Origin of the sequence: Paenibacillus tundrae, from assembly GCF_030812775.1 — a bacterium.
Lineage (GTDB): Bacteria > Bacillota > Bacilli > Paenibacillales > Paenibacillaceae > Paenibacillus > Paenibacillus tundrae_A.
This window is the reverse complement of sequence record NZ_JAUSTI010000009.1, coordinates 213,835-227,585: the sequence shown is the minus strand read 5'-3', so window position 1 is coordinate 227,585 and position 13,751 is coordinate 213,835. Positions and strand designations below refer to the sequence as shown.

The 13,751-nt window shown below is 44.0% G+C and carries 9 protein-coding genes; 3 read left to right on the top strand and 6 right to left on the bottom strand.

All coding sequences use genetic code 11. The features are described 5' to 3' along the window. Nucleotides 1-181: 181 nt before the first annotated feature. Genes J2T19_RS17740 through J2T19_RS17725 form a run of 4 tightly spaced genes read right to left on the bottom strand, consistent with a single transcriptional unit; the run spans nt 182 to nt 4,389 of the window. A complete protein-coding gene (locus J2T19_RS17740) occupies nt 182-1,132 on the bottom strand; it encodes a DUF4340 domain-containing protein (RefSeq protein WP_307218016.1) in 951 nt (316 codons plus the stop codon). Beyond that, on the bottom strand, nt 1,129-2,523 hold the full coding sequence (locus tag J2T19_RS17735; protein ID WP_307218014.1) for a GldG family protein: 1,395 nt from the start codon (nt 2,521-2,523) through the stop codon (nt 1,129-1,131). Before J2T19_RS17735 ends, J2T19_RS17740 begins: the two co-directional genes overlap by 4 nt. A gap of 4 nt (nt 2,524-2,527) precedes the next feature. Beyond that, a complete protein-coding gene (locus J2T19_RS17730) occupies nt 2,528-3,244 on the bottom strand; it encodes an ABC transporter permease subunit (RefSeq protein WP_128103352.1) in 717 nt (238 codons plus the stop codon). Next, nucleotides 3,241-4,389 carry an ABC transporter ATP-binding protein gene (locus J2T19_RS17725; RefSeq protein WP_307218012.1) on the bottom strand — a complete coding sequence of 383 codons (1,149 nt, stop codon included), beginning with the start codon at nt 4,387-4,389 and terminating at the stop codon, nt 3,241-3,243. The genes J2T19_RS17730 and J2T19_RS17725 overlap by 4 nt, the downstream gene beginning before the upstream one ends. A 345-nt stretch (nt 4,390-4,734) precedes the next feature. Between J2T19_RS17725 and J2T19_RS17720 the strand changes: the two genes are divergently transcribed. The 3 genes from J2T19_RS17720 (at nt 4,735) to J2T19_RS17710 (ending at nt 11,006) form a co-directional block, all read left to right on the top strand. Beyond that, complete coding sequence (locus tag J2T19_RS17720; protein ID WP_307218010.1) at nt 4,735-5,808, top strand: glycosyltransferase family 4 protein; 1,074 nt, start codon at nt 4,735-4,737, stop codon at nt 5,806-5,808. 459 nt (nt 5,809-6,267) lie between these two features. After that, on the top strand, nt 6,268-7,599 hold the full coding sequence (locus tag J2T19_RS17715) for an S-layer homology domain-containing protein (protein WP_307218008.1): 1,332 nt from the start codon (nt 6,268-6,270) through the stop codon (nt 7,597-7,599). A gap of 11 nt (nt 7,600-7,610) precedes the next feature. Beyond that, nucleotides 7,611-11,006 (top strand): DUF5704 domain-containing protein, encoded by a 3,396-nt coding sequence (locus tag J2T19_RS17710; RefSeq protein ID WP_307218006.1) that lies wholly within the window; start codon nt 7,611-7,613, stop codon nt 11,004-11,006. A gap of 329 nt (nt 11,007-11,335) precedes the next feature. Here the strand turns inward: J2T19_RS17710 and J2T19_RS17705 are convergent, their stop codons facing one another. Beyond that, nucleotides 11,336-12,820 carry a DHA2 family efflux MFS transporter permease subunit gene (locus tag J2T19_RS17705; protein ID WP_307218004.1) on the bottom strand — a complete coding sequence of 495 codons (1,485 nt, stop codon included), beginning with the start codon at nt 12,818-12,820 and terminating at the stop codon, nt 11,336-11,338. Nucleotides 12,821-13,227: 407 nt separating this feature from the next. Then, the gene (locus J2T19_RS17700) at nt 13,228-13,587 is read right to left on the bottom strand and encodes a hypothetical protein (protein ID WP_307218002.1); all 360 of its coding nucleotides are present in this window, start codon (nt 13,585-13,587) and stop codon (nt 13,228-13,230) included. Nucleotides 13,588-13,751 lie beyond the last annotated feature (164 nt).

The following is a 13,751-nucleotide window of genomic DNA, read 5'->3' as shown; positions in this document are numbered from 1 at the left end:
CACAAAGATAGGATGCGCTTCTGTGCACACTGGTATCCTGAAAGGATATGGAACCTCCATTTTTGGTGGTTCTGATGATCTAATAAAGCTTCTTGTCTTATATAAAAAACAAAAAAAGATGCTGCAACTTCTGCAGCACCTTTAGATCAATCTTTAATATTCAGATAAGTATTCAGATAATTTATTTTTTTAAAGCCTCAGCGGAATTTTCCACATCCTCTAACGTATCAGCCCGGAGAGCGTAAGCCCATTCACCATCCGGAGTAGTTACCCAGATCTGGTCAGGGTCAGAAGCAACCGTAAGCCCCCGATATACATCTGAAATCGTCTGTCCATTCACATTCTGTTCCACGATAAATGTAAATCGTGGTACGGTGTTTTTCAGGTCAGAAGCTGGGCGCACATCATCGGCAGTTGTTATATTTTTTATTTTACTGATCAGTGAGACCGCATCGGTTGCTTCTAATTCTGCTCCATTGAATGTCCACTGTTTCTCTACTGCACCCTCTTGTGCCGTTGATTTTAATATCCATGTGGACGCTTCACCTTCCCAGTCCAGAGACTGCACATTCGATTCATCGAGGTTAAACGGAGTTGTATCCAGTAGCTCTCGTCGTGACAACTCGATTCCGCTTATCGTTTCACTTTTAACTGCGACAACAGCCCCTGAATCTACACGAACATAACGGGCATCATCGGCTGGCAATTGGCCGCCAATTCGAAGTTCAATTTTACGCTGATCCTTGAGCTCTAATTCTAACCTTGCAGCTTCAGCACCTAAACCATACTTCTCTACATTGTTCGGATGCTCTTCAACGATAAGATCCTGATCCGCTGCGCTTAAAGCATCCAGCAAGTTACTTACGGCATAGCCATTCAGAGGATAAGCTTTGGGCTCAACCATCTGCCAGACCCCTTGCTCCAGTTTCAGTTGTGAGGTCTCTTGGCTTGCCGTGCTGTTCTCTTCAGTCGTTGGGCTATGAATCGTAATTGCCGCAATGTCTCCAGCTTGAATCCCAAGCAATTTCACCTGCTCCGCTGCTTCTTCTCGAAAATAATTTTGACTGGCTGCATACATCCAGCCTACCAGTAGAACCACTACGGCAAGTATCGTTGGAATCCATTTTTTCATACACGTCTACGCCTCCACCATAAGAATACGCCAATGATCACAAAGACGAGCGGGAATGCGACAAGCGCTACGAAGAATATGACTCTGGCTTGTTCCCCATTGAGGTATGCCACTTGGTAACCAGCTTGTATACGAGGTCTGATCGTTAATCCATCCTGCTTCTCGCTTAAATAATTCGTCACATTCAAAATAAAATCACGGTTACCTCCATTGGCGATCTCTGAATCCTGCATAAAAATGGAGGAACCAAGGATGACCGCTTTGGGTTTTCCATCTGTCGTATCTGCTGCATATCCAAGCTCCACAGGACCTTGTACATCTTGCTGTGGATCGTTAGAGGTTTCATTTTGTAGTAAACCAGCAATATCCTTCTCCCCATAACTGTCATTCGATGAATGCATAAGCGGAGACAACGTGTATTTGTCTTGCTCTTTGCTCGTCAACGCAATGGACAGAGATAACATCGGGTATAGCTTACTTTCGGCTAATTTATCCGTGATGGCATGAGATCCATACTCAGGTACAACCCATAAAGGCCCCATTGTACTTGCTTGCTGTTGATCCACCATAACGGCATGTTCATCCACTACACCGTAGTCAGCGGCAAGCGTATCAATGTTCTTCCAAGCCGACTTCATATCTTCATGGAATCCGAGGGATAGCAGCAGCTTACCGCCATTACTAAGATAGGTACGAATGGCTTTCAGCTCGGAATCACTAATGTCACGCTGTGGTCCAATAATGGCAAGCACATCAGCATCCTCAGGAACTTGCCCTGCTTGATTCAACTGTAACTCCTCTGTTGTGATGTTGCTCTGCTCCAAAGCTGAACGCAGTGTTGTAAGCTGATCCAAACCAAGCTCCTCGTGCCCGGTCAGGAAGACCATTTTATGCATCTCCGTTGAGGATAGATTCATCAAAGCTTGAGTTAGCTTTTCTTCACCTGTAAATTGGTAAGATCCATCGCTTCCATCACCTGCGGCTGTGAACAAACTCGCAATATCAATGACCTTATGCTGATCTCCCTGCTCTAGAATGATAGAGCTGCCTGTAATTCCATATTTCGAAGCGAGCGCCGGCTCCTGCGTCAGATTATATTGCTCCATCTTCAGCTTGCTATTACGCTTCGTATATTCCTGTACCATATCCGACACTTCACGATTCAGGACAGTATTATTCACATTTTCAACGGTCAACACCAGAATATTGACGTCTTCTTTCACATTTTTGATGGCAGTAAGCGTCTGATCAGATAAGGTGTATTGTTTGTTGGACGTTAGATCGAGTTGGAATCCTCCAAGCGAATTCAGAAATAGCGTTAGCAAAATAAAGATGCCAATGACCGCTACTGATAATACGGTGCTGTTGGTATGACTTAACCATTTTTTCATCTTCTCACCTCCACCGTTTTCGTTCTACAATTTGAATGCTTAACAGCAGAAATACACCGGAAAGCGTTACATAGTACAAAATATCCGGACCACTGAGCACACCTTTGGTGAAGCTGTCAAAGCGATTCGTTAGTGCAAATGGATCAAGCCATTGCTGCAAAGTAGAACCTGTATTACCTGCAAATGAATCAAGCATCCACAATACGAGCAATATAATAAAACCAGCTACCGCAGACACCATCTGATGTTGAGATAGCGTTGAAGCGAACAGTCCAATCGCCATCATGCTGCTGCCTAAGAAGAACAAACCTAAGGCTGACAACCATACCGAGGTCAGATCGAGTTCTCCGAAGAAGGACATAATGAACGGATATACCAAGCTACATAGAATAAGCACAACCAGTATGGCGAGCGAAGCCAAATATTTACCGAAAATAATCTCCGTAACGCGTGCGGGAGAGGTTAACAGTAATTCATCCGTACCTTGTCGAAACTCTTCTGCCACAAGTCTCATCGTTAATAAAGGAACTACAAATAACAGCATGGATAATGTATCACCAAGCACGAGGCGATAATCCACTATGCTGGGTTGATAATATACAAAGCTCGAATAAAACAACAAGCTTGTCATCAAGACGTACACCGCAAACGCAAAATAGGATGTTGGTGATAGAAAATAGGCTTGAAGCTCCTTATTACAAACCGCCATCATTCGTCTCATTTGGAGCCCTCCTCCTTCTGGGCATGAGGCAACTTATCAGGCACCGTTGTTGACTCTTCCGTGGATTGTTGGTCGTCTGTCACCAAATCTGGCTTCGGATCAACGCTTGTTGTCTGATTCACACTCGGCTCTGTACCTGTAGTAGACGCACCAGCAAGACTGTCCTCCGCTTCTTGCGATACAACTTCTGCTTGTGTCTCTGTTGTCGTAAGCTTCAAGAATATCTGCTCCAAACTTAGATTTTCCTTTTTCATCTCCAGGATTGGCAGTCCAGCTCCAGACAATAAGTAAAATAACTCTTCACGGAAATCCTCGGAGGATTCGCCCGTAAGTAACATTTTCACCGTGCCTGAATCTGGCTCACCTTCCACTCCAGTTGGTGGTATAACCTCACTCCGAATTTTCTCCCAAGGAGTAAGCAAGTTATGTAACTGTTCCTCGGTTGCCTTCACTTCAATAGCGACTTTAAATTGATCTCCCATCGCCGAGCCAAAGTGCTGCGGTGAACCGTCAAGAACAAGCTGACCCTGATTGATGATTAACATACGGTTACAGAGTGCACTGACTTCTGGCAAAATATGTGTGCTGAGCAGTACAGTATGATTCTCACCAAGCTCACGAATAAGATCGCGAATCTCAATAATCTGATTCGGATCGAGTCCAGATGTTGGCTCATCCAATACAAGCAGATCAGGCTTATGGATAATAGCTCCAGCAAGTCCAAGCCGCTGCTTGTACCCTTTGGACAATCCACGAATGATTTGTTTTTCACGGCCCTGTAGACCCAGCCTACTCATCATCTCACTAACGCGCAGCTTCACTTCACGTGGTGCAACATCTCTTAGATTCGCAACGAATTTCAAATACGATTGCACAGTCATGTCCGGGTACAGAGGCGGCGTCTCAGGCAGATAACCAATCTTCGATCGCACACTTCTCCCTTGTTCATGCACAGACACGCCATCTACCGTGATCGATCCTGTCGTTGGTTGCAGATATCCGGTTATCATACGCATCGTCGTTGTTTTCCCCGCACCATTAGGACCTAGAAATCCCACGATCTCTCCGCGCTCCATTGTGAAATCGAGTTGATGTACGCCACGTTGTCCATCATACACTTTACTAACTTGTTTCACTTCGAGCACATCATTCATCCTTTCCCATCAAAGAGTTTGCTCAAAAAGTCCATTTTTTGAACTCACACTCAAAATAACCCGTGTACCATCGTTCGATCTGCTGACGGCTCTACACGGGATGTTTATTCAAGGATAGCTACAATACCCTAAACCTAGCTTAATGTTCCTTAAAAGAAAGCTTAAAAAAATATGTCTAAAATGTGAATAAGGCTACATTCACCCACACCCTGTGCTCTAGGGAAACGTACCATACCCTAGGAGCAGTTATCCCCATTGCCAAGGATATGATAACAATCTGTGCAGATTACAGGAAGACACATGTACAATCCTGCACAATAGTCAGAGGTGAACCTTGTGAAAGTTTTATTCACATTTTTTGTGCCGAGTGGTGGGGTGGACACCTTGAATCGGCTACGCACAGCCGTATTGAAACGTCATGGCATAGAAGCACATGTGTTATACCTGTACCCAGGCTCTGGATTACAAAATGGCACCGGCACTCCTGTATTTACCGCTTCCAGTGATGCCGAAATTAAGGAACTGCTGGATCAACATCAGTATGATGCCATTATTGTCACCTCAGATATATCCATGCCTGGTAGGCTTAGAGGATTAGGCTATGATGGACGGATTATCTTTGAAGCCCAAGGACTCGGCACTCGAGATCAAGCACTGGAAACGATTCAAATGGCTATTCCCTACCTGCAGGCCTACTGTGATGCTGCTGTTATTCCTCCTACCGATCATTTGTTGGAAATGTTCATCCACATCTGCCCTTGGCTACATCGATTTGTCATCCCAAATATGCTGGATACACAGACCTTTAGTCCACTTAAGGTGGATGTACCTCCTTATCCGGTTATCGCCTGGGTTGGCCGACTAGAACATAATAAAAATTGGCAAGAATATCTGCACATCTCTAGTGAGATTATTCGCCAAATTCCCAGCGCCAGAATGTGGATGTTCCATGATCCCACACTTGCCAATCCTGAGGATGAAGTATTCTTCAAGCACATGTTGGCAGAAAAAGGACTTGAGGATCGTATAGGAATTTTCGTCAACGTCCCCCATTCACAAATGCCTACTTTCTATTCCATGACAGCGGAATCCGGTGGGTTGATGTTATCTACTTCCCTCCTTGAAGGATTCGGTTATGCAGTGGCAGAAGCGATAAGCTGTGGATGTCCTGTACTCAGCACGGACTCAGATGGCGTACGTTCATTTATTACACACAACAAAACAGGCAAGTTTTACCCCATCGGTCAGGTGAACACTGCTGTATCGGAGGCCATTGACCTGATGCAAAACACCAAGCTACGAGAACGCATTCGTACACAAGGTCGGCAGCATATGAGCATTTCCTTTTCACCAGATCGCTATGCTACTTCTTTTCGAGAGATGATGACCGCCTTAAGGATCTTCTTCTAACGTTCGGCCACGATCTTTTTTCCTTCTTAATGAACAGCACGGACTCCTTTAAAATCCAGCTGGATATGTGCTGTTTCCTTGTTTTTTTATACTGAGAAACGAATTTTTCTATTCGGATCAATGTCTCTTTTTAAGAAAGATACAAATGACTCCTTTTCAAATGATTGGAAATCGGTTATCCTTGGATTAGTTTTATTTTTTCAAATTACATAGGAAGACCCACACCTTAAAGTATAAGGCTATGAATCTACGGATTCGTGGCCTTTTTTGTCTTTTTTTAAGGGTTCATAGGTCTCAGGAAGGAGATAAAAGACTCTGTTGGATGAATATTTCTGAAAAACAATACCATTGAACTAAATGCACATGGTAGAATATTGATTATTATGTCAAATTTAGTATCTGGTAGAAAGAAGTACATACCACAGAACGAAAAACAAAGATTCGAGAGGAGTAGTAAGCATGAAAAAGATGATTGTTGGCGGGATTACGACTTTAGCTTTGTTAACGGGGATTGTCGGGGGAATTGGAGGTACTGGGAATTTAATAGAAACAGCTCAAGTAAAGTTAGACCTAAAACAAACAAACGTAGCTTCACCTCTTAATGCTGAGGTTACAACGAACTCAAGTAATCAAAACTTACAATCTACACTGAGTCTGTCAGAAAAAAATTTTAAAGATATTGTTGGACATTGGGCAGAAAAAAGCATTAATGGCGCACTTACTCGTGGTTATGTAGATGGTTATCCTAATGGTACCTTCCTCCCTAACAACAATGTATCTCGTGCTGAATTCGTCAAAATGCTAGTTTCTGCGTTGGGTTTAGAGGTCAGTAGTAACGCAAGTGCTTCGTGGTATACACCGTACGTTAACACTGCACAAGCAGAAGGAATATATCAATCTGATGATTTTAGCGATTCTAACTGGACAAAAGCAATTAGCAGAGAAGAAATGTCAAAAGTAGCTGTAAGAGCAATCGGTATTAGTGATGTAGAGAAAACGCAGTGGATGTATATGGCAACCAAAAACGGCTTAATATCCGGTACTTCCCCTGGAGTGATCGCTCCAGAAGGCAGTACAACAAGAGCCCAAGCCATCACTGTAATTGAACGTGTGCTCTCGGTTAAGAAAGGGACAAAACTACCCGTTGATAAGTATGCAGTGTCTGCTGCGGAACTACTCTGGCATGATACAAATATCATGACGATGTTACCGAGATACTTCAGTGATTCCTTCAATGGAAAAGCATTCAATAACAAGGCTATGGTAAGTACATCGCCCAATGGCAAGGCAGTCTGCAGAATCACGAAGCTCGTTGCTATTGACCTTGCCGATCCCAAAGATCCGAACCGTAAAATAATTGAAGATACAGAGTATGCATGGGCTGATAATAGTAGGTATTACAAGCTTCTTGATTCGGATGGATATGCTGTTATGGGGATTAGTGAGACCAAAATATCTGGCAAAATGAACGTTAAAGAATTATTTCCTTGCAGAATGACATTTCAAAATGACGATTGGTATGAAATACAAAAAAATGCTACAAGTCCTAAACAGCCAAATCGATCATATGGAATTATGCCTTGGAATCCGAAGTATGAACAATTCCATTCATCTTTAGACATTTCTGAAATTTCATATGGAACCCTTACTTTTGCTACTGGCACACTGTTTCCTAAAACTAACTTTATATCGGACAAGCCTTTCCGATATATGTTTGGTGGCATGGGCAACTGGCAGGGAACTTTTATTACACTATACCAAGGTAAACTGAATCCAGAATATCATCAGTAGGTGATTATACGTTGAAAAAAATTGTATTACTCGTTATGGTGAGCTATCTACTTCTCACCATAACGAATTATTTTGGATATAACACAATTGTGAATGCAGCCGTCCCTAGCAACTATGAGTTTATTGGAGACGTAAGACTTTATGGTGATATTGGGAAGGTAGATGATAAGAAGAATCATTACATTCCCTTGAGTAAATTAACTTATTCAACTGTCAATGTGCCAAAGAAAGGTGATTCCGTTGCTTCTTCCGTTGCAATATACGACCTCAACGGTAAATTGGTGAAAAACTTAACTAAAGTTAGCGATACATCGTGGAACGTTGGGAATATCGAAGGAGATAAGATTACACTTTCAGCTAAAGCAAATGGTCAATATCGAGGGTATTTTGCATGGTTTCGTGCACCATCCGGAAAGTATTGGATGTATGACTATAAAGGTCAACGATATTTTTTAAAGTCCAACAATGATTCCTTTCCTCCTAGTAGTGGCGAGTGGACTTTCGGATCAGCTGGTAATGTTCCAACCTCAGGATGGAAACATGGTTCTAATACGAATATGGTTTGGTCGGAAAGGACTATTACTGTGGGTTCAACTTTCCAGGAAAAATTCTCAAACCCTACGTTACCTGGGATTGATTTTGAGATGTCACAACTTGCTAAGGTCATTGTAAACAACAAAGATTTGTCATACTGGGAATGCCCGGAAGACTGCATGCAAATTGCTAAAGTAAATAGTGTTCGTGATCTATCTATAGATGATACAAATAAAACTAATGTAATTCTCAACTTTGAATTTCTTGCTACATTCGACAATGCCACGCCTGGTGGAGAGGTTGTTAGTGATAATGAGAATGGCCTAGTACGACGATGGTATAACGGATGGAATGTTATGTTTCATGGTGAAATCTATAAGTATCCTGAAATGAAAATTTATGCCAAGTACCATGACCCTGATAAGCCAGAAGACCCCGGTCAAGGTGGTGGTGGTGGTTCGTGTACACCTAATATCGGTCCACCTTCACAGGGGACAACGATGAATAAGAGTGACCTGGATCCGAATGCTCATGGAGTGATCAAAGCAGATAACAGAGACGTTGAGCGATTCGATGTACTCAAAGGCATTCCGACTTCCGAATCGTTGTATACCAATGCGATTGCGGACAACTATCTATTCGACCAATCCTGGGCACGTATGACGGGGAAGACAACGTATGATTGTAATGTCACCCTCACCTATGAGCGAGAATGGACGATCCCTGGTCCAGAGGTTTGCCCGCCCAAAGGGAAGTGCTCTCCTGGGCCACCCGTGAAAACAGGTGACACGGTAACTAAACCGTACAGCTTCCAGATTACAAGAGATTATTCGTACTGGAAAATCAACAAACTGGAAGTATACAACATCGCTAAAGCAACCATGGAGAACTATGCCCTCCCGGGTGCAATGGTCACCATGTTGCCTTCAGGCTACACGCCGCCAACACTGGAATCCAAAAATGATGAAGCCGTGGAAAGTCATGTCAAGCCCGCACCAACGGCGGCAATCTCATACACACCACCGAAACGAACAGGCGGGTTAAACTCACCACCGGATGTACCGGATGATACTTCACTGTTAAAAGGCATGGCCGAGTCGAATACGCCTCAGAGTAAAGTTAATAACGACCTCGTCATATTTAACAACAATAAGGTTATGGACGATGCGGAAGCGACCAAAGACGGCCCTACCCCAACGAACATTCCTGATCCAACACCGATTGGTCGAGATGTTCTTTATACGCCCAATAACATGATTAGCAGCACACTTTTGAACAAAGCCAATACAACGAGCTCTGGTGAAATCTTTTACAACCTGCTTCCGGGCAACGTGAACGGCGGGGGGAATAAGGTGTTGCCCATCCCTGGGATTAATACCGTCACGGTTCACACGCCTGTCGTAAATTATTCGTGGGTTTCGGATGATCAGCCGCATAACCAGAAAACGGTGCCTGACCCGAGCAGTTCTGCACTGATCCTAGAGCGTCCCTTTATCGTGCGTATTCCAACCTCGGGACAACACTTGGACGTAGCCAGTTATCCGGGATATGGCAACCGGGATTATGCTAAGTATTTTCGGATCAAACAGGTTCAGTTTCCCTTTGATGTGTACAATGCTGATCGAAGCCAGTTCATCCCTGCGGAAACGTGGGTAGATATCCCGGTGAACCAATTAGATACCCAGTTCTACCTGCCCGTATGGGTCGATGAGGGACATTATCAAGTGAAGTTCCAAAATATTGCGGAAAATGCACCCTCGATGTTTACAACACAACCCGATGCCAATACCAATCTGGCTCACCATGTAGCTACAGATACAGTACCTGTGGAAGTCATTGGGCGGTTATATGATTTTCACGTGACCGACATCTCGGACTATAACTGGGAAAATGTATTTCGTAAACAAATGGGTAGCTCGGCAGCTAGTGGAGTCAGCTACTGGACAGGGATAAACGGGATTGACGGAGATCCCCGAGGGAATCTTGCACCATTTGTGCTACCTATTCGTCCGGGTAGTCATCCTGTGCAGGGATTCCGGAATATCGCGGTGAAAACGGGTTATCATGTCAAATTCGATCTGAAGACCAAAGGCAATATGTTTGGCACAACCGATGGCATTCGTATTACACCTACCTTTGATTTTGTTAGTAAGGATGGCACTACACGACAGGCCGTGGATCTCTACTACCACCGTGGACAGGAACGCCTTATCCAGATCGGATCGCCGCAGGATCTAGAAAAACGTTTCGTTGTGCTGAACTCACGACTAAGAAATGTACCGGGTACGGAACTTGGAGATACGGCGCGTTACCGATATACGTATGAACTAACGGCACAGGAACGTAACCAAACGACGCTGGCAGAATACATGGTTCAACTGGTCGACCAGATTTCACACCAGAAAACATGGGTAGGCCGCTACGATTGGATGATTCTGCCTGCATCTATCCGTACACTCATCGGGCCAAAGACCAATATTCCCGCTACTGTGAATGTAGATCGAGCCAATGCCGCAATTCAGCGCTGGTATGGCGAGTATAGTTTGCCTGCCGATGTGTATGCTGTGCCAAAGGGAACCGATCTTGTACCGCTAGCTAGACAAAATGTACTCGATGAGAAGTCAGACGTATTCTTGAAAAATGGGTATATCGTGGTTAACTTCAATCTGGAAACGTTACGCAATGGCAATACCGATGCTCCGCATCTGCAATACATCCATGCACCACTCATGAATCAATGGCGATTAGAAGGTTTCAATTCTAACCAAGTGGATGATCGCGGCAGATCGTTGCCTGTGAAAGATGGCGATGTGGTCTTTTACCACGCCGATCAATCTAGCCGGAATGACTTCCAAGCCCAAGTGCCTCACTAATACAGAACAACATAGCTAACCAGCGTCCATCTTAACCTTCTATGGGTCACACTGAGCACAACTACAACGAACATAAGTGCAACGAGAACAAGTACAACGAACATAAGTGCAACGAGAACAAGTACAATGACACTGAGCGAAATATATGTAGGGCAAAATAAATCTCCTTTTGTCCAGATATCTCTTATCCATTAGTTACTTTAACTTGTTTGTACAAAAGAAACCGCCCCTTCTCAAATGGCGAATCAATCTCCCATCTGAGAAGAACGGTTTCTTCTGCTTTTAGATCTTATTTTTAGATTTTATTTTTAGATCATATCCTTAAGAAATTAGTGACCCATCATCATTGCTGGATCAGGCTGATCTCCTGACTCGAGCGTCTCTTCTTTCATCTGTTTCGGTTTACGAAGAATCAGACTCAGAAGACATCCAAACAGCGCAATGCAAGCTGCCAAGAAGAACGTATCGTTGAAGCCAGCAACCAATCCATTAACTGCACTCGCTCCGCCAGTTCCTGTTGTATGATCAGCAACTCGCGAAGTCAAGAAACCCGTCAGTCCTGCAACTGCAAAGGACACAACCACTTGCTGAGCTGCAGCGGTAAGCGGTGTAACACGACCTACCAGCTTACGTGGGGCGGCGTTCAATACATGTGTATTCAGCGGCATCATGGAAAGACCCATACCCAATCCCATCATAATCAGACTAACAATGATCAGTCCAAGACTTGTTTCCGCTGTGATGGAAGACAAGATAAACAGTGCTCCGGAAATGATGCCAAGACCTGTGAATGCCAGTGGTCTCGCACCAATCTTATCAAACAGACGTCCACCGAGCGGCATACCTACACCAGATGCCAGTGCCTGTGGAAGCAGAATCAGTCCTGTTTCCAGAGCAGTGTATCCTTTGATCTGTTGTAGGTAGAGCGGAATCAGAATCATCGCTCCGAAGAGAGCCACTTGTGATACCCAAGCAAGAATAATACCGCGTGAGAAATCAGATGATTTGAATACCCGTAGTTCCAGCAATGGATGCTTGTGACGCAGTTCTACAATAATGAACAGAATCAAAGCTACCCCACCTACAATCACACCAGTCAGTGTAGTTGCTGACGTCCAACTTGTGCCGCCTTCACTAACACCATAAGCCAGCATAGAGAATGCAATGGGTGCCAAAATCATACCTAATAGGTCAAGTGTAGGCGTCCGTCCACGATCCGTGTCTGGCAAAAATTTGAGGCATAGAATAAGCGCAACGATCCCGATCGGAAGATTAATAAGGAAAATCCAGTGCCAACTGAACGACTCAATGAACCAGCCAGACAATACTGGACCTAATGCAGGAGCTAATAACATCGGAATCCCCAGCATACCCATAATGGAGCCTCTTCTCTCCGGGGGAGCCAAACGGAAAACCATAGCCATACCAATCGGAGCGACCATGCCTCCACCGAGCCCCTGAATGATACGGAAAATAATTAATTGTTCTGGGGATTGTGCAACGGAGCACAACACTGACCCTAATGTAAACATCGCAATCGTAAATAAAAACACTCTCTTGGAACCGAACCGATCGGTTAACCATCCAGCAAGGGGAATGACAGCTGACAAAGCCAAGGTGTATCCCGTCACAGTCCATTGAATGGTTTTGAGATCCGTCTCGAAATACTGAACGAGATTAGGAATCGCCACATTCACCACCGTGCTGTCCAGAATGACCATAATCATACCTACAATGATGGCCAGCAGCGGTAGAATAATCGTTTTTATCGAAAACTCCGCTGGATTCTGGGGAATTGCTGTTTGCTCTTTCAAATTCTCACTCTCTTTTCCGGCCTGGAGGCATCTCTTCCCTCTCCAACGGCCTTATAATCACAACATGTTTCAAACCATTGTTTCAAACTGTCGTTTTAAACTTTTGTTTTAATCATAGTATATTTTAACGAAAATACCTTTGCTGTCAAGATATTTTTAATGTCATTAATTATATATGTAAATTTCAACTCAATTTCCGCTAACTGCTTCAATATGTACGAGATATAGATCAAAATGATCCATTTCATCTATATCTAGTTACACAATCCTTTTTTGGAAGCTATGTACTGGATTAATGCAGACGCAAAAAGATGAACCAGGATCCTACCTGCTCCATCCGTTTGGTCACACGTTGTATCCGTTATATCCGCTGTATCATTCAACTACACGTTCACATTACTCCACTGTTAATCTGCGAGCTTGGTCATCTGGTGCTCCGTGAGTACACCCAGAGTCTGGCCGTATGCGCTCCGGCAATACAAACGAACTGCAAGATGATAAGGACGGGAATAATTCGTAATAATTCGAAGTTCCCAGCCCGCCGAGGACACATCCAAATTAGGAATGACATAATTACGCAAGCACCCATGGTGCTCTGATCCAATCTGAAAAAGATAACGATACATCTCTCCGCCTACATCGTTTCTTCCACCTATAAATACATCCGCTTCGTCATCCCCTACCCATGCTACCTCAATATCTACATATCTGACTGGGATAGCCGTTTGAAGCATACTCTCATGCATCACAAGTAGATACACCGCCACACACTTGCCCTCCCTCCCATTTCCACCGATCCATCCTTATGTAGTTTATGCAACCTCTCGTCCAATGCCAGTTGTTTTCACCCATTTTTGCACGTAAGCATAGAAATGCCCGACCTCAGGCACTTCGTTTTTCATAGAATACAAAGATAGCAGAACGGTCTGTG

What these genes read in the sequence shown, in the direction of transcription:
- J2T19_RS17715 (WP_307218008.1), top strand. Translation starts at nt 6,268, where the DNA reads ATGAAAAAGATGATTGTTGGCGGGATTACGACTTTAGCTTTGTTAACG.
- J2T19_RS17740 (WP_307218016.1), bottom strand. Translation starts at nt 1,132, where the DNA reads ATGAAAAAATGGATTCCAACGATACTTGCCGTAGTGGTTCTACTGGTA.
- J2T19_RS17735 (WP_307218014.1), bottom strand. Translation starts at nt 2,523, where the DNA reads ATGAAAAAATGGTTAAGTCATACCAACAGCACCGTATTATCAGTAGCG.
- J2T19_RS17730 (WP_128103352.1), bottom strand. Translation starts at nt 3,244, where the DNA reads ATGAGACGAATGATGGCGGTTTGTAATAAGGAGCTTCAAGCCTATTTT.